This window comes from Rhizobium sp. WYJ-E13, assembly GCF_018987265.1.
Taxonomy (GTDB): Bacteria; Pseudomonadota; Alphaproteobacteria; order Rhizobiales; family Rhizobiaceae; genus Rhizobium.
The window spans coordinates 383,836-405,730 of sequence record NZ_CP076853.1; the positions used below are offsets into that span (position 1 = coordinate 383,836).

Sequence of the window (21,895 nt, forward strand, 5' to 3'; positions counted from 1 at the left end):
GGAAGGCCGGAGCCGGGGCAATTGGAAGGGTGATTAGTGCCCAAGCCAGCTAAGTTGCAAGTGAAATTGTTTCAACAGGTCATCAAAAAAATAGCAGGCCTTTCCAGAGAGCCGATGTGCAAAAGTCAATTCCAATCGCCGATTGCAGCCTGTATCACCGCCATCGCTGCGACCGCGGCCGTGTCGGCGCGCAGGATGCGTGGACCGAGCGGTATTGCGGTCACGAAGTCGAGGCTGCGCAGGCGTGTCCGCTCCTCTTCGGAGAAGCCGCCTTCCGGGCCGACCAGAAGCGCAAGCTTCCTTTCCGTCACCCTGGAAAGCAGCGGCAGCGGGTTCTGCCCGGCATCGCCCTCATCGCAATAGATGATGCGCCGGTCCGAAGGCCAGTGGTCGAGCAGATCGGCAAGCCGCACGGGCTTGGCGACATCGGGAATGCCGAGAATGCCGCACTGTTCGGCTGCCTCGATGACGTTGGCGCGGATCTTGTCGAGATTGGTGATCTTGCCCTGCACATGCTGGGTCATGACCGGCTGCAGCAGGCCGGCGCCCATTTCCACTGCCTTTTGCACCAGATAATCCATGCGGCCGACCTTCAGCGGCGCGAAAAGATAGTGCAGGTCGGAGGGTGCGGGCTGCGGCCGGGTCTCCTCGGTGGCTGACAGCAGGATGCGCTTTCGGGTCGGGAAGGAGAGACTCGCCTTCCATTCGCCGTCGTGGCCGTTGAAGAGAAGGATGTCCGCACCCTCTTCCATGCGCAGGACGTTGGCGAGATAGTTGAACTGGTCGGCATTGGCCTCGATGGCAGCGCCCTTTGACAAGGGGGCATCGATGAAAAGCCGCTGCATGCGGAAATTGGCGCGCATCCTGGAACCCTGACTCATAGGAAGAGCGCGAACATAACCCAATAAATCATGGCCGCAAGCGCAGCCGAAACCGGCACGGTGATGACCCAGGCTGCGACGATCGTCATGACGTGCGAACGGCGGACGAGATAGCGCCGACGGGCTTCGTGGACGTTCGGCTCAGGCTCGTCGATCTCGAAGCTTTCGGCCTTGCGGCGTATGAATTCGATACGACGCTTCGAATGGCGCGTGTACCATTCGCGGAAGAAGCCGACGCCGAAGACCGAGCCGACGGCAATATGCGTGGTGCTGACCGGCAGGCCGAGCCAGGAGGCGAAGATGACGGTGAAGGCGGTCGAGAGCGCCACGCAATAGGCGCGCGTCGGGTTGAGCTTGGTGATCTCCTCACCGACGAGCCGGATGAGGCGCGGCCCGAAAAGCAGGAGGCCGACCGAGATTCCCAAAGCGCCGATCAGCATCACCCAGAGCGGCGGATGACCGGTCATGCTGTTGTCAGCGCTACCGGCCGAGTGAACGATGGCCGAGAGTGGGCCGACCGCATTCGAAACGTCGTTTGCGCCATGCGCGAAGGAGAGCAGCGCGGCCGAGCCGATCAGTGGAAAGTGGAACAGCGTGCGAAGTGAACTGTTGCGGTTTTCGAGGTTCTCCGCCTGCCGCAGGATGAGCGGCCGCACGACAAGCCAGCTGACGAGCCCGATGCCGATGCCGATCAGAAGGATCGTCAGCGACGAATATCGTCCCTGCGGCGCAAGCTGCAGCACCATATAGGCCGTGAAGCCGCCGGCCATGACGGCGATCATCACGGGCACCCACTGCCGGGCGGCAGCGATCTTGTCCTCGCGATAGACGATGAGGGTCTTCACCAGATAGAGCAGCCCGGCAGCGATCAGCCCGCCGATCAATGGCGACGTTATCCAGCTTGCGGTGATTTCCAACATTATCCGCCAGTTGACGGGCTCCGGTCCTGCAGCGCCGAAGCCTGCCCCGATCACAGCGCCGACGATTGCGTGCGTCGTCGAAACCGGTGCCTTCATCCATGTGGCGAGGTTGATCCAGAGCGCGGCAGCCGTTAGCGCCGCCATCATGATCCAGCCGAGTGTAGCGGGAGGGACCTGCACCGTATCGATGATGCTGGAGGAAATCGTCTTGACGACCTCGCCGCCCGCGATCGCCGCACCCAGCACCTCGAAGATTGCGGCGGTGATCAGCGCCTGCTTCATGGTGATGGCACGCGCGCCGACGGCCGCGCCGACATTGTTCGTCACGTCGTTGGCGCCGATGTTCATGGCCATGTAGGCGGCAAGTGCTGAGGCAGCAATGACCAGCACTGCGCCCGGCCTGTCGAACACGTAGACGCCAGCAAAAAGCATGGCGAGGCCGAGAAAGATCAGGCCAAGTCCCGGCGTCACCAACCGTCGCGAGACATGCTTGGCCGCATCCTCGACATGAGTAAATTTGTCGAGATCCTTATCAAGCGTGCGTTTCGTGAGGACGGCGTTGCGTTGCGGCATTCTGTTTCCTGGCTAAGTCCTGCTTTTGCGCCGCCTTTTCTAGCAGCACAAGATGGCAAGACTCATTCCGCCGGAATTTGTTTCGGAATGCCGCTGGAAGGTTTTTCGGCCATGCGCCGTTTAAAGGCGAGGAACAGGTTGCGCAATTCGGGCTCCTGGACGCGCTTGACCGCTTCGTCGCAGGAAACCCACTCGATGGTTCGCTCGCCCTTTTCCTTGAAATTCTTCGTCGCACCGGTCACTTCGAGGGCGTAGACCTGAACCTTGCAGTTCACCTTAAGGCCGTCGCGCAAAACCTTCTGGTAGGTATAGTGGCCAAGCGTTTCGGTCTCCACCGTGCCGCGCACGCCAGCTTCTTCCAGGGCTTCCTGCGCCGCAACTTCATAGGCACATTTGCGGTTCATCGGCCAGCCCTTGGGGATCACCCAGCGCCCGGTATCACGACTGGTCATCAGCAGAACTTCGAGCTCACCCGACTTCTTTTTCACCCGGTAACAGAGCGCAGCATATTGCTGTCGCGGCGGACGCCGAAACATGAGTTGCACATCAGAAGCCAGGCGGGCAAGAAGGGTCAATTGTCGGGTCACCTTTACGATCGTTGATCTGAGTCGTTATTATTTTAGTATCCTATGAAAAGCTTGCGCGATCCATACGTGCAAAACGAGGCGGAACACGATTTGATTCATTGTACATAGGAAAAATCGAAGCTGGGCAGGTTCGGAAATTCCGTCATTTCCTGTCCCGAATGCGTCGTCTTGCACAGCTGTACAATATGGTCTGATCTTGCATTCCGTTCAATGCCGCGATCATGTGATCCACCGCGATTTTCGACAATGTGGTAATTATGCGACTTCCGCCTCTCAATGCGATCCGTGCCTTCGAAGCCGTCTGTCGCCACGGCAGCATCTTGAAGGCGGCCGAAGAGCTGGGCGTGGTACGCGGCGCCGTGCGCCAGCAGATTGCGACAATCGAAGACCACCTCGGCGGGAAGCTCTTCACGCGCGACGGCCGCAGGCTGGTGCCGACCGAGAAGGCGAGCGCTTTTGCCGAGGCCGCCGGTACTGCCCTTACCATATTGAAGCGTGCGGCCGATGAATTTGAGGAAGCGGACAGGAAGCGCATCCGCCTCGGCGTACCCTCGGCTTTTGCCATCTGGTGGCTGATGCCGCGTGCGGTCGACATGCAGGCAAGCCTTGGCGCTATTGAGGTCGATATCGTACCCATGACCGTCGTCGAGCCGCTGTCCCAACATCCGGATTTCGATGCCGTCATTATGGGCGGCGAGCAGCGCTCCTCTGTCGGGATGACGGAAACGCGTTTCATGGAGGATGAGTTCGGACCGGTCGTCACACCGGCACTTGCTGCCGGACTTTCAGGTGACCCCGAAGCAATGGCGGATATGACTATTCTCGTCAGCCGTAGCGTGCCGAAGCTCTGGGCCGAATGGTTCGCCGAAAGCGGCACGTTGCCGGTTGCCTTTTCCCGCCGGCGCGAATTCGAGGATCTGCTGCTGGCGCTGGGCGCAGCCCGATCCGGCCTCGGCATTGCGCTGGCGCCGAAAGCCTCGATCGAGGACGATCTCAGCCGCGGCATCCTGGTTGCCCCCTATGGCTTCATCCGCCGCCCGGCAGGCTATAGCCTCTGCTGCCGGACAGCAGATGCGAAACGGCCTGCCTTTACTGCGCTTCGAAACTGGCTGCTGCGCTCCGGCGGCGCATCCTGAAGGGGCAGTTTTTCTACCCTTTCATCAGAAATATCTCCATGCCGGCCCTATCTCCGCCTCGCTAGATTAGAGGGAGCGAAAGGGCATATGATGGAAAAGCTTGCGACACGCATCGACTGGATCGGCAACAGTTGCCGCCTGCTGAAGGCAACGGCAGTGGAATTCGAAAGGACGCGGCCTTTTGATGGCCTGTCCATCGGCACCGGAATCCATCTGGAGCCGAAGACCGTGGCTCTGCTCATGACCTTGCGGGTCGGCGGCGCGCACCTCGTCTGCACCGGCAACCTGAACAGCACACAGCCGGCGACGGTAGAATTCCTGCGCGCCCAGGGCTTCACCGTCTTCGCAACCCGGACGACCGACCCCGTCGCCCACCACCAGAGCCTTGAGGCCGTCGTCGCCGAAAGGCCCGATCTGCTGCTGGACAATGGCGGCGATCTTTTCGCCATCGCGGCCGAGAGGCCCTATGCCAATCTGCTCGGCGGCACGGAAGAGACGACCTCCGGCCGCACCCGGCTGCTGCCGATGCGCGAGAAACTCGCGATGCCGATCCTCGTCATCAATGACAGTCCGATCAAGCAATTCGCCGAAAACAAGCATGCCGTCGGCCAGAGCCTGTTCGAAAGCTACATGCGGTTCACCAACCGCTCCACCAATGGCAAGCGCGTGACGGTCTTCGGTTACGGCGCCTGCGGCAAGGGCACGGCGGCCTGCTTCCGCAATGCCTTTTCGACGGTCAGTGTCGTCGATATCGACCCGGTCACCAGCCTCGAGGCGCATCTCGACGGTTTCGTCACGCCGTTGCGCGAACAGGCGATCCGTTCTGCTGATATCATCGCCACAGTGACCGGCTTCCCCGATATCGTCACGTCAGCTGATCTGCCGCTGATTAGGGACGGCGCGATCCTGATGAATGGCGGTCATTTCCCGCATGAGATCGATGTCGCAGCCTTCCGCAGCCATCCCGATGTCATTGATATCGACTGCTACGAGGCAGATCATATCGAGACCTTCCACCTGAAGGACGGCCGGTCCTTCCACGTACTCGGCGGCGGCCATATGGCCAATCTCGCCGGTCCGCGCCCGCTCGGCAACTCGGTCGAGTCGATGGACCTCGGCTTCACTTTGCAGGCCCGCTGCCTGGAGCGGGTCGCAAAGCGCGGTGTCGGCGCAGAATCCTGCATCGTGCCGGTGCCGGCGGATATCGACGCGATGGTCGCGAGCGCCTATCTCGATCTAGCGCGCTAGATTTCGACGACGACCTTGCCTTCGGCCTCCCGGCTTTCCAGCAGCCGGTAGGCGTCGCCTACCTCCGCGAGAGAGAACGGCCGCGGGTCGAGATTCGGCATCAGCGTTCCGGCTTCGACGCGTGTGGCTATATGCCTGAGGATATCGCCATGATGGGCGCGGTCCTCGCCGGTCAGGAGCGGTGCCAGCGTGAAGACGCCGGAATAGGTGGCGCCCTTGAAGGACAGCGGCGCCAGCGAATGCGTACCCCAGCCGAGGCTCGTGACCACATGGCCGAACTTGGCGACGGCCTGGAAGGCGGCATCGAGACCCTTGCCGCCGATTGTGTCGTAGACGATGTCGAAGCCTCTGCCGTCCGTATATCGGGCAACATAATCATCGACCGTCTCGACCGCATAGTCGATCGGTGTCGCACCGATACTGCTGATATAGTCGGCCTTCGAACCGCCATCGACGGCATAGACCTCGGCACCGGCGGCAACGGCCATCTGCACGGCGATATGGCCGACGCCACCGCCGCCGCCGATGACCAGCACCTTGTGGCCCGCTCTCACCTGTGTGCGTTCCTCAAGACCTTCCCAGGCGGTGATCGCGATCAGCGGCAGCGCAGCGACCCCGCGCATGGAAAGATTGCGCGGCTTCAGCGCGACGAGATCGGCATCGACGGCTGCGAATTCGGCAAGCGATCCCTGCAACCCGCCCACGCCGCCGGTCATGCCATAGACCTCGTCACCGGGGCGAAAGCCTGTCACACCGGGGCCGACCGCTTCGACGATCCCGGCCATGTCGATGCCGAGAATGGCGGGCAGCGGGTGACGGGCATGTGCGGCTTCGCCCGCTCTGATCTTCAGATCCAGCGGATTGAGCGCCGCGGCCTTGATGCGGACGAGGATCTGGCCCGCCTGGGCAACAGGCTTTGCGATCTCGGCAATAGTGAATTCGGCATTCTGTGCTTCGACAAGTGCTGCTTTCATCGTGCTCATGGAACTCTCCTTGGTTTGTTGGCCGCAGAATGCCGCATTGAATTATGAATGGAAATCAAAGATAACGAATGAAAACCATGCATTTTTGTTTGAAGCCAACCCTGGAATTAAGCACTTGGAATGGAGCGACCTGAAACTCTTCCTGGCTATTGCCCGGCTTGGAACGCTGGGCGCCGCCGCCCGCAGCCTCGGCCTGACCCAACCGACCATGGGACGCCGGCTGCGGGCGCTTGAGGCTTCGCTTGGCCAGACGCTTTTCCAGCGCACGGCCGAAGGCTTCATGCTGACGGATGAAGGAGCGACGGTCTTTGCCCATGCCGAACGCATGGAGGAGGAAGCACTCGGGTTGGAACGAGAGCTCGCCGGCCAGAACAGGCAGCTTGACGGCTTGCTGCGGCTCTCTTCTTCGGACTGGTTCGGCGCCCATGTCCTGTCGCCAGTTCTGGCGGAATTTTCGGCCGCCTATCCCAAGGTCGTCATCGAACTCCTGACCGACAGCCGGCTTCTCAGCCTCTCACGACGCGAGGCCGATATCGTCTTCCGGATTGCGCCTTTCGCTGAGACGGAGGTCATATCCCGCAAGCTCCTGCATATCGATTATGGTCTCTATATCCGCCGCGGCTTGCCGCATCCGGAGGCGGGTGATGGCACGGGCTCCCGGTTCGTCACCATGGACGAGGCCTTCGGCGGCATGCCCGATGTCGGCTGGCTGCGGCGGCTGTTGCCGAAGGCCGATATCACCATGCGCAGCAACAACAGGGATGTGCAGGCGACCCTCTGTGCCAGAGGCGCCGGTCTTGCCGTCCTGCCGCGGCCGCTTGGCGATGCCATTCCGGCCATCGAGCCGGTCGATCTTGGCGAAGCGCCGCCCGGACGCGACACATGGGTCGGCTATCACCGTGACATGCGGCGGCTGGCACGGCTGAGGGCGCTGCTCGATCTCGTCATCGAACGGCTGGCGGATTAGCGCTCAGCGCTCCCAGTAGGGAACCGGGCCGTAGAGCTCGGCCAGAAAATCGATGAACAGCCGAACCTTGGCCGGCAGGAACTGCCGGCTCGGATAGACCGCCGAGAGCGTGACATTGTGCGAGCCCTCATAGGCCGGCAGCACCTGCACCAGCTTGCCGTTCTTCAGCTCCTCGCCGATATCCCAGGTGGAGCGCAGCGCAATGCCGAGGCCGGCAATCACCGTTTCGCGGATTACCTCGCTGGAATTGGTGATCAGCATGCCCTCCGGTCGCAGGCTGAAGGCCCCATCCGGGCCGTCGAGCCGCCAGACGTCGTTGTTGTGAGCCGGCAGGCAGCGGTGCTGTTTCAACTCTTCGATATGTTTTGGCATGCCATGGGCGGCGACATAATCAGGTGAGGCGCAGAGCACGCGGCGCACGGGCGCCAGCCGACGTGCGACAAGGCTGGAATCGGTCAGCTCCGCAATGCGGATGGCGAGGTCGAAGCCGCCGCCGATGATATCGCTGAACTCATCCGTCAGCACCAGGTTGATGACGAGCTCCGGATGCGCCTCCATGAAGGCCTTCAGATGCGGCGCGATATGCATCCGCCCGAAGGAGGTGGGGGCGGAGATCTTCAGCGTGCCGTGCATCTGCGCCGAGCGGCCGGAAATATAGAATTCCGCCTCTTCCAGCCCCGCCAGAATGCCGAGTACGCGGTCGTAAAAGCCCTGGCCGGCTTCCGTCAGCGAGATCTGCCGCGTTGTACGCTGCAGAAGCCGTGTGCCGAGCCGGTCTTCCAGCCGCTTGATGCGCTTGGAAACGACAGCAGGGGAAAAGCCGAGCGCGCGGCCGGCGAGCGACATGCTGCCGGTCGAAACGACCTTGGCAAAGATTTCGAGATCACCCAGATTGGTCATAAGCTTTTATAACTTTTTCCTTTTTGGCATAAGTGCTTAACATTTGCGCCGGTTTCGGGAAAGTGCTAAGCCGAAGGAACCGTTCGCAGGGAGGATTTGCGGCCGGTTTCCGTGATGCCGGCCGAGGGAGAACGCCATGTCCGACGCCATTTCGTTTCTCGCTCCACGTCCCGATGTCCTGGCGCGCCGCAAGGAAATCGTTGCCGATCTCATCGATCTCCTGCCGCCGGAATGTCTGATCCATGAAGTGCGCGAACTCGTGCCCTTCGAGACGGATGCCTTCGTTTCTTACCGCCGCCTGCCGCTCGCCGTCGCCCTGCCACGCTCGACGGCGGAAGTGGCAACCGTTATGAAATACTGTCATCGCTACGGCATTCCGGTTGTCCCGCGCGGCGCCGGCACGTCGCTTTCGGGCGGTGCGATCCCGCAGGAAGATGCGGTTGTGCTCGGCCTGTCGAAGATGAACCGCATCCTCGAAGTCGACTTCGCCAATCGCTGCGCCGTCGTTCAGGCCGGTGTCACCAATCTCAACATTTCGGAAGCCGTCTCTGCGGATGGTTTCTTCTATGCGCCGGACCCGAGCTCCCAGCTCGCCTGCACGATCGGCGGCAATATCGGCATGAATTCCGGCGGCGCACACTGTCTGAAATATGGCGTGACGACCAACAACCTGCTCGGTGTCAAGATGGTGCTGACCGACGGCACGGTGATCGAGCTCGGCGGCAAGGCGCTGGATGCAGCAGGCTACGATCTGCTCGGCCTCGTCTGCGGCCATGAGGGCCAGCTCGGCATCGTCACCGAAGCGACCGTGCGTCTCATCGCCAAGCCGGAGGGTGCCCGCCCGGTGCTGTTCGGTTTCGAAAGCTCTGAGGAAGCCGGCCGCTGCGTTGCCGATGTCATCGCCGCCGGCATCATTCCCGTCGCCATCGAATTCATGGACAAGCCGGCGATCGAGATCTGCGAGGCCTTCGCCCATGCCGGCTACCCGCTCGATGTCGGTGCGTTGCTGATCGTCGAGGTCGAGGGATCGGAAGCGGAAATGGACGACATGCTGAAAAGCATCGTCGATATCGCTCGCACCCATGGCGTCAAGACGGTGCGCGAATGCCAGTCGGCGACCGAAGCGGCACTCATCTGGAAGGGCCGCAAGTCTGCTTTCGGCGCCACCGGCCGCATCGCCGATTACATTTGCATGGATGGCACGGTGCCGCTGAGCCAGCTTTCGCATGTGCTGCAGCGGACGTCGGAGATCGTCGCAAGTTACGGCCTGCGCGTCGCCAATGTCTTCCATGCCGGCGACGGCAACATGCATCCGCTGATCCTCTTCAATGCCAATGATCCCGAGGATGCCGCGAAGGCCGAAGCGGCCGGCAACGATATCCTGAAGCTTTGCGTCGATGCCGGTGGCTGCCTGACCGGCGAACACGGCGTCGGCATCGAGAAACGTGACCTGATGCGCCATCAATATTCCGAGGCCGATCTTGCCCAGCAGATGGCGGCACGCGCCGCCTTCGACCCGCAATGGCTGCTGAACCCTTCCAAGGTCTTCCCGCTTGAGGGGCGTCCCGCCGCATGATCGATCTGGTGCCGGCAAGCGAAGAGGAAGCCGCAGCAATCATCCGTGCGCATGCACAAGAGGGCAGAGCGCTCGCCATCAGCGGTGGCGACACGCGCTCAGGCTTCGGCAATGCCGTCGAGGCGGAAGATCGCCTGCGCTCGACCGGCCTTTCCGGCATTGTCGCCTATAATCCGTGTGAGATGGTGATGACGGCAAAGGCGGGCACGCCGCTTGCCGAAGTCCAGGCAGCGCTGGCCGAAAACAGCCAGATGCTTGCCTTCGAGCCCATGGATCACCGCGCCCTGATGGGCACGTCGGGCGAACCGACTATCGGCGGCGTCTTTGCCGCCAATGTCTCCGGTCCGCGCCGCTTCGTGGCGGGTGCGGCGCGCGACAGCCTGCTCGGCATCCGCTTCGTCAATGGCAAAGGCGAGATCATCAAGGCCGGCGGCCGGGTGATGAAGAACGTCACCGGTCTCGATCTGGTGAAGCTGCTGTCCGGCTCGCACGGCACGCTCGGTTTGATGACAGAGGTGACTTTCCGCGTGCCGCCGCGCCCCAAGACTGAGGAAACCATCGTCATCTCCGGTCTCAGCGATGCCGAGGCCGCAAATGCCATGGCCGCAGCCATGGCTCTGCCGGTGGAAGTCTCGGGTGCCGCCCATCTGCCGTTGACCGTGACCTGGAAATTCCTCGGCGGCAAGCTGCCGGAGGGGGAGGCGACAGTGCTGCGCATCGAAGGCCTGCCCGGTTCGGTTGACTCACGCGCGGCAAAGCTTCTGTCGTCGATGGGGTCGTTCGGTCAGGCCACGAGGCTCGATGCGGCTGCCAGCCGGCAGATCTGGCAGGAGATCCGCGACGTGGCACCCTATGCCGATGGAACCGCACGGCCTGTCTGGCGCGTGTCCATGGCGCCGAACACCGGCCATCAGCTTGTTGCGGCCTTGAGGCTCGAAGCCGGCGTCGACGCCTTCTATGACTGGCAGGGTGGCCTCATCTGGATGCGCATGGAAGCCGATCCGGAGGCAGATCTCGTGCGCCGCTTCGTCAAGGCGCTTGGCGGCGGTCATGCGACGCTGGTCCGTGCGCCCGCCAATGCGAGGGCGGCGATATCGGCCTTCCATCCCGCGGAAGAGGCCGTGGCATTATTGTCGCGTCGTGTGAAGGAAAAGTTCGATCCGGCGGGGATATTCAATCCGGGCAAGATGGGATGATGGAGATGCTTGTTCCAGAGTATTCACGATCGGCGTCCTTTGTCTCCCCTTCGCCCCGGGAGATCGCGTGAATGCAGACCAACTTCACGCTCGCCCAGCTTGCCGATCCGCATGTGGCCGAATCCGAGCAGATCCTTCGCAAATGCGTACATTGCGGATTCTGCACCGCCACCTGTCCGACCTACGTCACCCTTGGCAACGAGCTCGACAGTCCGCGCGGGCGCATCTACCTCATCAAGGACATGCTGGAAAACGACCGTGCGGCCGATACCGAGGTCGTCACCCATATCGACCGCTGTCTCTCCTGCCTCGCTTGCACCACGACCTGTCCTTCCGGCGTCGATTACATGCATCTGGTCGACCACGCCCGAGTTCACATCGAAAAGACCTATAAGCGGCCGTTGATGAACCGGCTGACGCGGGCCATCCTGGCAGCGGTGCTGCCCTATCCCGGCCGCTTTCGGGCAGCGCTTGCGCTGGCCCGTATCGGCCGTCCCTTTGCCGGCCTGATGCGCGGACCCGCACTGAAACCCTTTGCCGCCATGCTGGCGCTTGCACCATCAAGCATCCCGGCGCCATCGCCTTTCGCCAAACCCGGCCGCCATGAGCCACAGGCCGAACGCCGCGGCCGCGTCGCGATCCTCACCGGCTGCGCGCAGCCCGTTCTCGATCCCGCCATCAACGAGGCGACCATCCGGTTGCTGACGCGCCTTGGTATAGAGGTCGTCGTTCCCGAGGGCGAGGCCTGCTGCGGCTCGCTGGTCCACCATATGGGGCGCGAGGAACAGGCGCTTGCCTCGGCCCGCGCCAATGTCGATGTCTGGACCCGCGAAATCGAAGCTGGCGGCCTCGACGCGATCATCATCACTGCGTCCGGCTGCGGCACGACGATCAAGGATTATGGCCATATGCTGCGCCTTGACGCGGCCTATGCCGGTAAGGCGGCGCGCGTCTCGGCTCTTGCCAAGGACATCACCGAATATCTTGTTGGGCTCGAACTGCCTGCGCACATGCCGAGGGGCATTACGGTTGCCTATCATTCCGCCTGCTCCATGCAGCACGGCCAGAAGATCACCATGGCGCCGAAGCATTTGCTCAAGGCGGCAGGTTTTACCGTTCGCGATCCGGCGGAAGGCCATCTTTGCTGCGGCTCGGCCGGTACCTACAACATCATGCAGCCGGATATTTCCGCAGCCCTGAAGACCCGCAAGGTCAAGAACATCGAGGCCACAAAGGCGGATCTCATCGCGACAGGCAATATCGGCTGCATCACCCAGATCAGATCGGGCACATCAACGCCGATCCTGCATACGATCGAACTCCTGGATTGGGCTTACGGCGGCTCTGTGCCTGAAAAATTAAGAGGTTTGCCGCTAGCCTGAAAGTACCGATTCATTGGCGGATCGCAGGGAGTTTTGGCTATGTGGCGCGGATTGATGGTGCTTGGCGTGTTGCTCGGCGCGGCTGGTGTGGCGCACGCCGATGTCAGATATTTCTGTTCTGCCGATGACAAGGACGTGCGCTTTACCCTCGAAAGCGCGTTTGAAGACGGCGGTGGCCACAAGCTCATCCATTTTCGCGGTGCGCTGATGCTCAAGGATGCTTCCAAATCCCAAAGCTTCAACAAGCGGATATTCGAATCGAAGGATCTCACGAACCGCTGGTCGCGCGATGGCGACCTGCGCCTGGAAGTCTTCGACACGGAACGTGATGATACTGGAAGCGAGACGCTGGATCTTGCGGTTCTCGCGGGCGAGCATGGCAAGCCTTCGCCGAATTTCGGTGGCACCTACGCGCTGCGGATCGAAAGCGGCGCCAGCTTCTTCGTTGTGGAAGGCAAGGTGAGCTGCGGCACGAAATAGTCGCGCAGCTCGAATTCTACCAGTGGTACGAGATACCGACGTTGACCGCGTTGGTGACGATGTTCGTCTTCAGGCGGTCGCCGCTGTCGATCGGAACGTCGACGCGCGAATAGGTGCCCTTGTATTCGACGAAGGTCGACCAGTGGTCGGTGACGCGGAAGTCGACGCCGGCCTGCGCCTGGAAGGTCACGCCGCCGAATTCGTAGTCGAAGGTCGTGCCCTGGGGACGGGTGACTTCGACATGCGGAATGTTCACGCCGACACCGGCACCGAGATAGGGTGTCCAGGGCCGCGCCGGGTCCTTGAAGCGGTAGAGGCCGTTGACCGTCACAAGGTTCAGGCCGTCGGTGAATTCGAAATGCGTCCAGCCCGGCGAACGCGCCATGGTTTCGTCGTCGGCATAGACCTTGTCATGGGTGTAGTCGAGCGACACGCCCCAGTTCGGCAGGTTGAAGTCGCCGAGCCACCAGGTGACACGGCCGCCGTAATAAGGCGGGCTGCCGAAGGACTTGCCTTCCCAGCCGGCGCTGAAGGATGTGCCGTCGGAAACGTCGACGTGGCTGTGCGGTGCCGTCTGGTAACCGCCGTAAATGGAAAATTCCAGATCTTCGGCGGAAGCCGTGCCGGCAATCGATACAAGAGCGGAAAACGCAATGCCTGCCAGAAGCGAGGTGGAAAGGCGCAATGCATATGACATTGAATATCCCCGAACGACCAAAAGGTTATCGGTTCGATTCATTGGCAGAGTTCTGTGTCACAATTTTAAAGAATAGAAAGGCGCATCCGAGTGCGCCTTTCATTTTTACCAGAAGCGTTGCTCAACCGCCGAACATGGTGCGCAGGATGTCGATGCCCTTGTCCTGGAAAGCGACGCTGCCCTGCTTGTTGCCGGGGCCGACGACGATGACTTTGGTGCCGACGGAAACGCGCTTGTAAAGATGCGACACGTCGTCGTTCATCATGCGAATGCAGCCGGAGGACATGTTGAGGCCGATCGTCCAGGGCTGGTTCGTGCCGTGAATGCGGAAGATCGTGTCGCGGCCGCCCTTGTAGAGATACATGGCGCGCGCGCCGAGCGGATTGTCCGGGCCGCCGGGCTGAACGGCGGGAAGATTGTGACCCGCACGCGCCTCGCGGGCACGCATCTCAGCTGGAGGCGTCCAACTCGGCCATTCGGCCATGCGCCCGACCGTCACGACACCAGACCAACCGAAGCCGTCACGGCCGACGCCGATACCGTAGCGCGTGGCACGGTTATTACCTTCTACGAGGTAGAGAAACTTGTTGTTGGTGTCGACGATAACAGTGCCGGGCTTCTCGCTGGTGGTAAGGCGAACCACGCGCTTGCGGAACTGCGGCTTGATCTCGCGGGTCTGTTTGACGCCCCGCACGGCGTCAGTCGCGGTCATGACCGGCTCTGCGCTGACAGTCACTACCGTACAGGACAACGCAACGGCAGCCGCCGCCGCGAGCCTAAGAAATTGCTTCATTTTCGATACCCTCTCCTTCAGGACCGCTAGAGGCTAGTCAAATCGGTTTGAATTTCAAGTCGGAGAGGTGAGGGATACGATTTTTTGCAGGCCAGCGGTCGGCTGTTCTTGCCGCCCGCTGACCGTTATTTGCTCTTACATCACGATAACGCGGGTGCCGACGTTGACGCGATCGTAAAGGTCGACCACGTCTTCGTTGCGCATGCGGATGCAGCCGGAGGAGACGGCGCTGCCGATTGTCCAGGGCGCATTCGTGCCGTGAATGCGGTAGAGGGTGGAGCCGAGATACATGGCGCGGGCGCCGAGCGGATTTTCCGGGCCGCCATCCATGCGGGCAGGAAGATAATGGCCCTTGGCTGCTTCACGGCTCACCATTTCCGAGGGTGGCGTCCAGTCCGGCCACTCCGACTTGCGGGTGATCTTGTGGGCGCCGGCCCATTCGAAACCAGGCTTGCCGACGCCGACGCCGTAGCGGCGGGCCTTGCCACCATCTATAACGAGGTAAAGGAAGCGGTTGTTGGTGTCGATGACAAGCGTACCGGGCCTTTCCTTCGTGTCGTAGTCGACCATCTGCGGCAGGAACTGCGGCTCGACCTGTCCGCGGATGACGGGAACGCCGGGGCGGATGGCAGACACGGTCTGCGGCGCCGGCTGCGGCGCGCGCTGGATGACCGTGCGACGCTGCTGGAAAAGGCCGCGTTGCTGGTAGACGACCGGCCGCTGGTAGACGACGGGACGAACCCGGCCGCCGCCGAGCTGGTTGATCCAGGGAGCGGTGAGGTCAGGGCTCAGCACGACGGGTGGACGGGAGGCGTAGCGGTCGTCTGCAAGGGCGGCCGTGGACAGAATGCCGAGCATGGCTGCGGCAAGGACAAGGGGTTTCATCATCGGGCGGACTCTCTACAAATGACCGAAAATGCACTGGCGGAATTGTCCGCCTGCGATCATGCTGCCACTGCGCCCGCCAGCGAATGGTAAATGCGGATTCATGAAAAGACGAAGGACCGAATAAACTTTTCGTCAGGGTTATCGTTCGGTTTGGAAAGAAGGTTTGCAAATGGTAAAGCCGTGTTCGCAGGCAGCAAACGAGAAAAAATATGAGCGAAACCGGCATCATCATCGGCGAGGACGGCAAGAGCCGCTGCCACTGGCATGCGAATCTGCCTGATTATCTACGGTACCATGACGAGGAGTGGGGCAGGCCTGTCACCAATGATATCAGGCTCTTCGAGAAGATCTGCCTCGAAGGCTTCCAGTCCGGTCTTTCCTGGCTGACGATCCTGCGCAAGCGCGAGAATTTCCGCGCCGCTTTCGCCGCTTTCGATTTCGAGAAGGTGGCGCGCTTCGGCGACGAGGATATCGCCCGCTGCCTCGCCGATACCGGAATCATTCGCCATCGCGGCAAGATCGTCTCGACGATCAACAATGCCCGGCGCGCGATCGATCTGCGCAGTGAATTCGGCTCCCTGGCGCGCTATTTCTGGAGCTACGAGCCTCGCCCCGAGGATCGGCCAGATATCGTCGACAGGGAGCATATCGTCGCCAACCCGACGACCGCCACGTCAGTCAGGATATCGAAGGATCTGAAGAAGCGCGGCTGGACGTTTGTCGGACCGACCACAGTTTATGCCTTCATGCAGGCTATGGGTCTCGTCAACGATCATCTCGAAGGCTGCTTCTGCCGCGCGGAAGTGGAGGCGATGCGCGCAGCATTGGTGCGCCCATGAAATCGCCCGTGAAATCAATTACCACCCTTGCCGCAGCACTTTTTCTGTCCGCCTCCGCAGCCCTTGCGCAGACGCCGCAGCTCGACCCCGGTGAGAAGCTCGAAAAGCTGCAGTTTCCGGCCGTGACCATGCAGCTGAAAGGCTGGACCAAGTTCGGCAACAGCCATGTCTATACGCTGCCGGTGCGCACCGGCCAGCATGTGAAGATCAGCTTCGAGACGAAGAGCAAATATGCCTTTCTCGCGATCTTCGACCTGTCGAAGCCCGATGACGAAGCCTTTTTCGGCACCGATGAGGACGGTACGAGCTACGAGACGACGGTCAAGGAAAACGCCACCTGGCTGCTGCGTCCCTATTATTCCAAGGTCTCCCCGCGCCGCGGGCTAGGCGCCCCCTATAGTATCCTGATCGAACCGCTTGCCGCAGCACCCCAGCCGACGCAACCGGCACCTGCCCAGCAGGAGCAGCCGTCCCTCTTTCCGAAGCGGAAATAGACCAGCAATTTCAGCAGCAAAACTGTGCAGCGGTTTTACGTTCGGAATTGCGCGGGAATAAGGAGCTTAATGTAATCCGTCGATCAGCCCGTGCAGTTCGCCGAGATGGCCGATCTTGCGGAAGCGCGGCGCCTCCTTTGGCTCCTCGACCCGCTCCAGCACCCAGGTCAGCTCATGCGGCACGAAGACGCCGTAGCTCCCGGCGGCGATGGCCGGCACGATATCGGACTTCAACGAATTGCCGACCATCATCGCACGCTCAGGCCCGTCGCCGACCTTTGAGAAGATGCGCCGATAAGTGACGGCCGTCTTGTCGGAAACGATCTCGACCGCATCGAAGAAATCGCCGAGCCCGGACTGGGCGAGCTTGCGCTCCTGATCGAAAAGGTCACCCTTGGTGATCAGCACCAGCAGATACTTCCCGGCAAGCGTCTCGAGCGTGTCGCGCACATGCGGCAGGGTTTCCACCGGATGGGACAGAAGATCGCGTCCGGTGTCGAGGATCCTGGCGATCACCTTCGACGGCACCTTGCCCTCGGTGATCTCGATCGCCGTCTCGATCATCGACAGCGTGAAGCCTTTGATGCCGAAACCGTAATGGGCGAGGTTGCGTTTCTCCGCTTCCAGAAGCCGTTCGGAAATCGTCGCTCCATCGGCAAAATCGGCAAGAAGTTTGGTAAAATGCTCTTCCGTCAGCCGGTAATAATGTTCGTTCTGCCAAAGCGTATCGTCGGCATCGAAACCGATCGTGGTCAATGGTCGGGTGCTCATATGCTCACCTCTAGAAATACGACGGGCAATCTATTCCCGGCTTGTGTCGAGACAAGGGCGTTGTGGCAGGTCGGAACAGGCCGTGTTCCGTTGAAAAACGCGGGCCGGCGACCTACATGAAGTTTGCCTTACCTTGCAGCCAGCCCCGGCTGTTCCTGTCACGCGCAGGCCAATAATCAAAAAATAGAGTTCAGCAGTCCGCAAGCCCCATAGCGGCAGACACAAGGGATTTTCTCGACATGCGTTACAATCAACTCGGAAATACCGGACTTTTCGTATCTGAAATCTGCCTTGGCACCATGACCTTCGGTGAAGCCAAGGAAGGTACTCCTTGGGGTGCCATCGCCGATGTCGACCAGAAGGCAGCCGATGAGATCGTCCAGCGCTCGCTGGAGGCTGGCGTCAATTTCATCGATACTGCTGACGTTTATTCCTTCGGCGAATCCGAGCGGCTGCTCGGTCAGGCGCTGAAGAACCTCAACGTGCCGCGCAAGGATGTCGTCATCGCCACCAAGGTCTATGGCGTCATGGGCGACAAGCCGAACGACCGCGGCGCCTCGCGCGGCCACATCATGGACTCCGTCGAGGCCAGCCTGAAACGCCTGCAGACGGATCATATCGATCTCTACCAGATCCATGCCACCGATCCGGTGACGCCGATCGACGAGACGCTGCGCGCACTCGACGATATCGTCGCCCGCGGCATGGTGCGTTACGTCGGCGTCTCCAACTGGCAGGCCTGGCGCATCGCCAAGGCGCTCGGCATTTCCGAGCGCAGGGATTATGCCCGTTTCGAGACTGTGCAGGCCTATTATTCGATCGCCGGCCGTGACCTCGAACGCGATATCGTTCCGCTGCTGCAGGAAGAAAAACTCGGCCTCATGGTCTGGTCGCCGCTCGCCGGCGGTCTTCTCTCGGGCAAATATGGTCCGGGCGCACCGGGCAATGGCGAAGGCCGCCGTGCCAATTTCGATTTCCCGCCAGTCGATAAGGACCGGGCCTGGGCCTGCGTCGCTGTCATGCGCGAAATTGCCGAAAAGCATGGCGTGAGCGTCGCCACCGTGGCGCTCGCCTATATCCTCGCCAAGCCCTTCGTCACGACCGTCATCATCGGCGCCAAGCGTGTCGAGCAGCTCGACCAGAACCTAGCCGCCGTCAAGCTGAAGCTCGATGCCGACGAGATCAAGCGGCTTGATGAAGTCAGTGCGCTGGCTCCGGAATATCCGGGCTGGATGCTCTCCCGCCAGGCAGCCGGCCGCCGCCCGGCTGATTTCGAACCCAAAGCCTGATCAAAAAAAGGGCCGCTGCTCTGACGGCGGCCCTCGCATTTCTCGCGATGAGCTTACTTGGCGTGCTTCTTCAGCCAGGCATTCATCTCGGTGATTTCAGCCTCCTGTGCCTTGATGACGCTTTCGGCGAGCTTGCGGATCTCGGGATCTTTTCCGTATTGCAGCTCGATCTTTGCCATGTCGATCGCGCCCTGATGGTGAGGGATCATGCTGCGGACGAAATCCACATCGGTATCGCCGCTCAATTTGATCATCATGTCCTTGTGCATCTTGTCATTGGCCTCGGTGAAGGCCTGGCTGGATGGATCATGACCGCCCATGTGCTTGGACATGTCCATGCCAGACATATCCTCGGCAAAGGCCGGCGCAGCAAAGGCGACGAGTGCGGAAAGGGTGATAGTTTTCAGAGACATGAGTATTCCTTCCTCTGTCTGATAATAGGTTCCGATGGCAGCGAACAGCTGCCGTTCTGCAAAGTATTGGTCAGATAAAACGAGGAGGAGGCGCCTGCGGCGCGGGCCTGTTATCTCTGAGCGCGCGGTCGAGTGCGGGAGAAGGATAGGCGAAAACCGGTTTGCCGCCGGCGGCAATCAGATCAGTCACCGGCAGCACCATACAGGCGGCACAGAGCGGCATATGCGCAACGCTCGTGGAGCAGGGATCTTTCGCGGAATCACTTTTGGCTGCCATATCGGGCGTGGCCATGCCGTCCAGATGGTGGTGCGACGTGGTTTCTGGCTGGACCGCCATATTCATCGATGCGCAGGTCGGACAGCCCGCCCATGCCGACATGGTGCTGTAGACCAGCCAACCGAAGAACATTGTCATGAGGGCCAAAGCGCGCATGGGAAAAACATAGGCAGGTACAGGCAAAAAGCCAAGGACCTCACCAAGTGGCAATGACCTTGTGAACGATCTGGTAGTCGGGGCTTTCCTCGCCGAGCGGTGCGACGGGCCAGTCCCAGCCGGCCTTTGCCTTGGGCGGCGCAATGCCATGCAGCAGATCCACGTCCTCATGCACTTTGCCGGTGCGGTCGATGACGGCATAGGAAATGTCCGTCAGCAGGCAGGTGCGGCAGGGCAGGTCTGCCAACCCTCGAAGATGTGCTGCGATCAGCCGTTCCACAGTATCCGCGGGCATCCCGGATGAGGCCTCCGCCTCGTATCGCCGCTTTACGCCGCGCCCGATCTGCGAGAGCAGATTGGCCGAGACGACGAAATCGAGATAGGGCACGCTGCGCAGGAAGCCGAGCGGTTCCGCTGCCTCTTTGGCTGCAAGCGCCTCATAGCCGGAAAGATCGCGTTCGATCAGCCGGACGTTCCGCGTGCCCTTGGTTTTCAGCCACAGGCGTACCGATGCCAGATGCACGAGATCGACCAAAACCACTGTGTCGAAGCTCTTCGCCAGCTCCTCGACCGGCACATCCCGGAGCAGTCCGGAGCCGAGCACGACGGCAGTCCGCCGCTGTGAAAGGCCCGCCATTGCAGTGCGAATGGCATTCTTGCAGCTCTCTTCATGCGCGGCCCAGTCCTTGCTGCAGCGACCGGCGCGTGACCAGAGATTGACCGAATAGCGGATATAGCGGCGGTGCGGGTTGCCCGTGAGCGCAAGTGTGGTGAGATACTGCAGGGCTTCCGCGATCATGGTGATATCCTGATATCTGGTCCTTTCCGCATCGATCAATCGATTCTGGTCGCCATATCAAGGCCCTTGCCCTTGCCGCTCCCCGCCCAATCCGCTAGGAAACCGCCACTATCACATAGGTGGAACTCCCCCGAAATGAACGACAAGCAGAAGAAACCACAAAAGCTCAAGGCCCGTCTTCCGCGCGGCTTCGTTGACCGGTCGGCAGCCGATATCCGAGCCGTCAACGAAATGACTGCGAAGATCCGTGAGGTCTATGAGCATTATGGTTTCGATCCGGTCGAAACGCCGCTATTTGAATATACCGATGCGCTCGGCAAGTTCCTGCCGGACAGCGACCGCCCCAACGAAGGCGTCTTCTCGCTGCAGGACGATGACGAGCAGTGGATGTCGCTGCGTTACGACCTGACGGCGCCGCTCGCCCGCCATGTCGCTGAGAATTTCAACGAGATCCAGCTTCCCTACCGCACCTATCGCGCCGGCTACGTCTTCCGCAACGAGAAGCCGGGTCCGGGCCGCTTCCGTCAGTTCATGCAGTTCGATGCCGATACGGTCGGCGCACCGGGCGTCCAGGCCGATGCCGAAATGTGCATGATGATGGCTGATACGCTGGAAGCGCTCGGCATCAAGCGCGGCGACTATGTCATTCGCGTCAACAACCGCAAGGTTCTGGACGGCGTGCTCGAAGCAATCGGCCTCGGCGGCGACGACAAGGCCGGCCAGCGTCTCAACGTGCTGCGGGCCATCGACAAGCTCGACAAGTTCGGCCCTGATGGGGTGCGCCTGCTGCTTGGCGAAGGCCGCAAGGACGAATCCGGTGACTTCACCAAGGGCGCGAAACTCAACGACGATCAGATCGAGAAGGTCCTCTTCTTCGTCGGCATCAAGAACTATGCCGAAAGCGCCGTCCGGCTCGCCGAGCTGGTTGCCGGCACCGAGAAGGGCAGCGAAGGCGTCGAGGAACTGAATTTCATCGGCGCACTCGTCACCAGCGCCGGCTATCAGTCCGACCGCATCAAGATCGATCCCTCTGTCGTCCGCGGCCTCGAATATTACACCGGCCCGGTTTACGAGGCCGAACTGCTCTTCGACGTCACCAACGAAAAGGGCGAGAAGGTCGTTTTCGGTTCCGTTGGCGGTGGCGGTCGTTACGATGGTCTCGTGTCCCGCTTCATGGGCCAGCCCGTTCCGGCAACAGGCTTCTCCATCGGCGTCTCGCGCCTGATGACGGCGCTGAAGAACCTCGGCAAGCTCGGCCAGCAGGATGTCATCGAGCCGGTGCTCGTCACCGTCATGGATGGCGATGTCGAGGCCATGGGCCGCTATCAGCGCTTCACGCAGGAGCTTCGCGCCGCCGGCATCCGCGCCGAGATGTTCCAGGGCAACTGGAAGAAGTTCGGCAACCAGCTGAAATATGCCGACCGCCGCGGCTGCCCGATCGCCATCATCCAGGGTGGCGACGAGCGTGCGCAGGGCGTCGTCCAGATCAAGGATCTCATCGAGGGCAAGCGCCTCTCCGGCGAGATCGAGGACAACACGACCTGGCGCGAGGCGCGTGTGGCGCAGGAAACCGTTGCGGAAACCGATCTCGTCGCCAAGGTGAAGGAAATCCTCGCCGCGCAGGCGGAGGACCGGAAGAGGGCGGGCTGA

23 protein-coding genes are annotated in these 21,895 nt (G+C 61.2%); 11 read left to right on the forward strand and 12 right to left on the reverse strand.

Annotated features, from left to right (window positions below):
* Positions 1–125: 125 nt before the first annotated feature.
* The 3 genes from KQ933_RS01885 to KQ933_RS01895 form a co-directional block, all read right to left on the reverse strand.
* Positions 126–863, reverse strand: coding sequence for a 16S rRNA (uracil(1498)-N(3))-methyltransferase (locus KQ933_RS01885; RefSeq protein ID WP_216757126.1), 738 nt, complete (start codon positions 861–863; stop codon positions 126–128).
* A gap of 14 nt (positions 864–877) precedes the next feature.
* Positions 878–2,374: an inorganic phosphate transporter gene (locus tag KQ933_RS01890; RefSeq protein ID WP_216757127.1), complete on the reverse strand. Its 1,497-nt coding sequence runs from the start codon at positions 2,372–2,374 to the stop codon at positions 878–880.
* A 62-nt stretch (positions 2,375–2,436) separates the two neighbouring features.
* Positions 2,437–2,949: an NUDIX hydrolase gene (locus tag KQ933_RS01895; protein WP_216757128.1), complete on the reverse strand. Its 513-nt coding sequence runs from the start codon at positions 2,947–2,949 to the stop codon at positions 2,437–2,439.
* A 269-nt stretch (positions 2,950–3,218) separates the two neighbouring features.
* Between KQ933_RS01895 and KQ933_RS01900 the strand changes: the two genes are divergently transcribed.
* Both KQ933_RS01900 and KQ933_RS01905 read left to right on the forward strand, forming a co-directional pair.
* Complete coding sequence (locus tag KQ933_RS01900; protein WP_216757129.1) at positions 3,219–4,097, forward strand: LysR substrate-binding domain-containing protein; 879 nt, start codon at positions 3,219–3,221, stop codon at positions 4,095–4,097.
* Positions 4,098–4,187: 90 nt separating this feature from the next.
* Positions 4,188–5,345: an adenosylhomocysteinase gene (locus tag KQ933_RS01905; RefSeq protein WP_216758806.1), complete on the forward strand. Its 1,158-nt coding sequence runs from the start codon at positions 4,188–4,190 to the stop codon at positions 5,343–5,345.
* Here KQ933_RS01905 and KQ933_RS01910 read toward each other — a convergent pair.
* The gene (locus KQ933_RS01910; RefSeq protein WP_216757130.1) at positions 5,342–6,328 is read right to left on the reverse strand and encodes a zinc-dependent alcohol dehydrogenase family protein; all 987 of its coding nucleotides are present in this window, start codon (positions 6,326–6,328) and stop codon (positions 5,342–5,344) included. The two genes, KQ933_RS01905 and KQ933_RS01910, sit on opposite strands and share 4 nt — an antisense overlap.
* A gap of 115 nt (positions 6,329–6,443) precedes the next feature.
* Between KQ933_RS01910 and KQ933_RS01915 the strand changes: the two genes are divergently transcribed.
* Complete coding sequence (locus KQ933_RS01915) at positions 6,444–7,295, forward strand: LysR family transcriptional regulator (RefSeq protein WP_216757131.1); 852 nt, start codon at positions 6,444–6,446, stop codon at positions 7,293–7,295.
* 3 nt (positions 7,296–7,298) lie between these two features.
* Here KQ933_RS01915 and KQ933_RS01920 read toward each other — a convergent pair whose 3' ends face one another.
* Positions 7,299–8,195 (reverse strand): LysR family transcriptional regulator, encoded by an 897-nt coding sequence (locus tag KQ933_RS01920; RefSeq protein WP_216757132.1) that lies wholly within the window; start codon positions 8,193–8,195, stop codon positions 7,299–7,301.
* Positions 8,196–8,331: 136 nt separating this feature from the next.
* Between KQ933_RS01920 and KQ933_RS01925 the strand changes: the two genes are divergently transcribed.
* The 4 genes from KQ933_RS01925 (at position 8,332) to KQ933_RS01940 (ending at position 12,829) form a co-directional block, all read left to right on the forward strand.
* A complete protein-coding gene (locus KQ933_RS01925; protein WP_216757133.1) occupies positions 8,332–9,771 on the forward strand; it encodes an FAD-linked oxidase C-terminal domain-containing protein in 1,440 nt (479 codons plus the stop codon).
* The gene (gene glcE / locus KQ933_RS01930) at positions 9,768–10,967 is read left to right on the forward strand and encodes a glycolate oxidase subunit GlcE (protein WP_216757134.1); all 1,200 of its coding nucleotides are present in this window, start codon (positions 9,768–9,770) and stop codon (positions 10,965–10,967) included. Before KQ933_RS01925 ends, glcE begins: the two co-directional genes overlap by 4 nt.
* 71 nt (positions 10,968–11,038) lie before the next feature.
* The gene (glcF, locus tag KQ933_RS01935; RefSeq protein ID WP_216757135.1) at positions 11,039–12,349 is read left to right on the forward strand and encodes a glycolate oxidase subunit GlcF; all 1,311 of its coding nucleotides are present in this window, start codon (positions 11,039–11,041) and stop codon (positions 12,347–12,349) included.
* Positions 12,350–12,388: 39 nt separating this feature from the next.
* The gene (locus KQ933_RS01940; protein ID WP_216757136.1) at positions 12,389–12,829 is read left to right on the forward strand and encodes a hypothetical protein; all 441 of its coding nucleotides are present in this window, start codon (positions 12,389–12,391) and stop codon (positions 12,827–12,829) included.
* Positions 12,830–12,845: 16 nt separating this feature from the next.
* Here the strand turns inward: KQ933_RS01940 and KQ933_RS01945 are convergent, their stop codons facing one another.
* The 3 genes from KQ933_RS01945 to KQ933_RS01955 all read right to left on the reverse strand — a co-directional run bounded on the left by KQ933_RS01945 (position 12,846) and on the right by KQ933_RS01955 (position 15,207).
* Entirely contained in the window at positions 12,846–13,526 is a 681-nt protein-coding gene (locus tag KQ933_RS01945; RefSeq protein WP_216757137.1) for an outer membrane protein, read from the reverse strand.
* Positions 13,527–13,647: 121 nt separating this feature from the next.
* Positions 13,648–14,319 carry a L,D-transpeptidase gene (locus tag KQ933_RS01950; protein ID WP_216757138.1) on the reverse strand — a complete coding sequence of 224 codons (672 nt, stop codon included), beginning with the start codon at positions 14,317–14,319 and terminating at the stop codon, positions 13,648–13,650.
* A 135-nt stretch (positions 14,320–14,454) separates the two neighbouring features.
* Complete coding sequence (locus KQ933_RS01955; protein WP_216757139.1) at positions 14,455–15,207, reverse strand: L,D-transpeptidase; 753 nt, start codon at positions 15,205–15,207, stop codon at positions 14,455–14,457.
* Positions 15,208–15,416: 209 nt separating this feature from the next.
* Here KQ933_RS01955 and KQ933_RS01960 point away from each other — a divergent pair, with 209 nt between their 5' ends.
* Positions 15,417–16,046: a DNA-3-methyladenine glycosylase I gene (locus KQ933_RS01960; RefSeq protein ID WP_216757140.1), complete on the forward strand. Its 630-nt coding sequence runs from the start codon at positions 15,417–15,419 to the stop codon at positions 16,044–16,046.
* The gene (locus tag KQ933_RS01965; RefSeq protein ID WP_216757141.1) at positions 16,043–16,540 is read left to right on the forward strand and encodes a hypothetical protein; all 498 of its coding nucleotides are present in this window, start codon (positions 16,043–16,045) and stop codon (positions 16,538–16,540) included. Before KQ933_RS01960 ends, KQ933_RS01965 begins: the two co-directional genes overlap by 4 nt.
* Positions 16,541–16,606: 66 nt before the next feature.
* On the opposite strand, the gene KQ933_RS01970 is transcribed toward KQ933_RS01965, so the two are convergent.
* The gene (locus KQ933_RS01970; RefSeq protein WP_216757142.1) at positions 16,607–17,311 is read right to left on the reverse strand and encodes an HAD family hydrolase; all 705 of its coding nucleotides are present in this window, start codon (positions 17,309–17,311) and stop codon (positions 16,607–16,609) included.
* Positions 17,312–17,550: 239 nt separating this feature from the next.
* Here KQ933_RS01970 and KQ933_RS01975 point away from each other — a divergent pair, with 239 nt between their 5' ends.
* A complete protein-coding gene (locus tag KQ933_RS01975) occupies positions 17,551–18,600 on the forward strand; it encodes an aldo/keto reductase (protein ID WP_216757143.1) in 1,050 nt (349 codons plus the stop codon).
* Positions 18,601–18,653: 53 nt separating this feature from the next.
* Here KQ933_RS01975 and KQ933_RS01980 read toward each other — a convergent pair whose 3' ends face one another.
* The 3 genes from KQ933_RS01980 to KQ933_RS01990 form a co-directional block, all read right to left on the reverse strand.
* Positions 18,654–19,013: a DUF305 domain-containing protein gene (locus KQ933_RS01980; RefSeq protein ID WP_216757144.1), complete on the reverse strand. Its 360-nt coding sequence runs from the start codon at positions 19,011–19,013 to the stop codon at positions 18,654–18,656.
* Between the two features lie 70 nt (positions 19,014–19,083).
* Complete coding sequence (locus KQ933_RS01985; RefSeq protein ID WP_216757145.1) at positions 19,084–19,446, reverse strand: hypothetical protein; 363 nt, start codon at positions 19,444–19,446, stop codon at positions 19,084–19,086.
* A gap of 40 nt (positions 19,447–19,486) precedes the next feature.
* Entirely contained in the window at positions 19,487–20,245 is a 759-nt protein-coding gene (locus KQ933_RS01990) for a hypothetical protein (protein ID WP_216757146.1), read from the reverse strand.
* A gap of 135 nt (positions 20,246–20,380) precedes the next feature.
* On the opposite strand from KQ933_RS01990, the gene hisS reads away from it, so the two are divergent.
* Complete coding sequence (gene hisS, locus KQ933_RS01995) at positions 20,381–21,895, forward strand: histidine--tRNA ligase (protein WP_216757147.1); 1,515 nt, start codon at positions 20,381–20,383, stop codon at positions 21,893–21,895.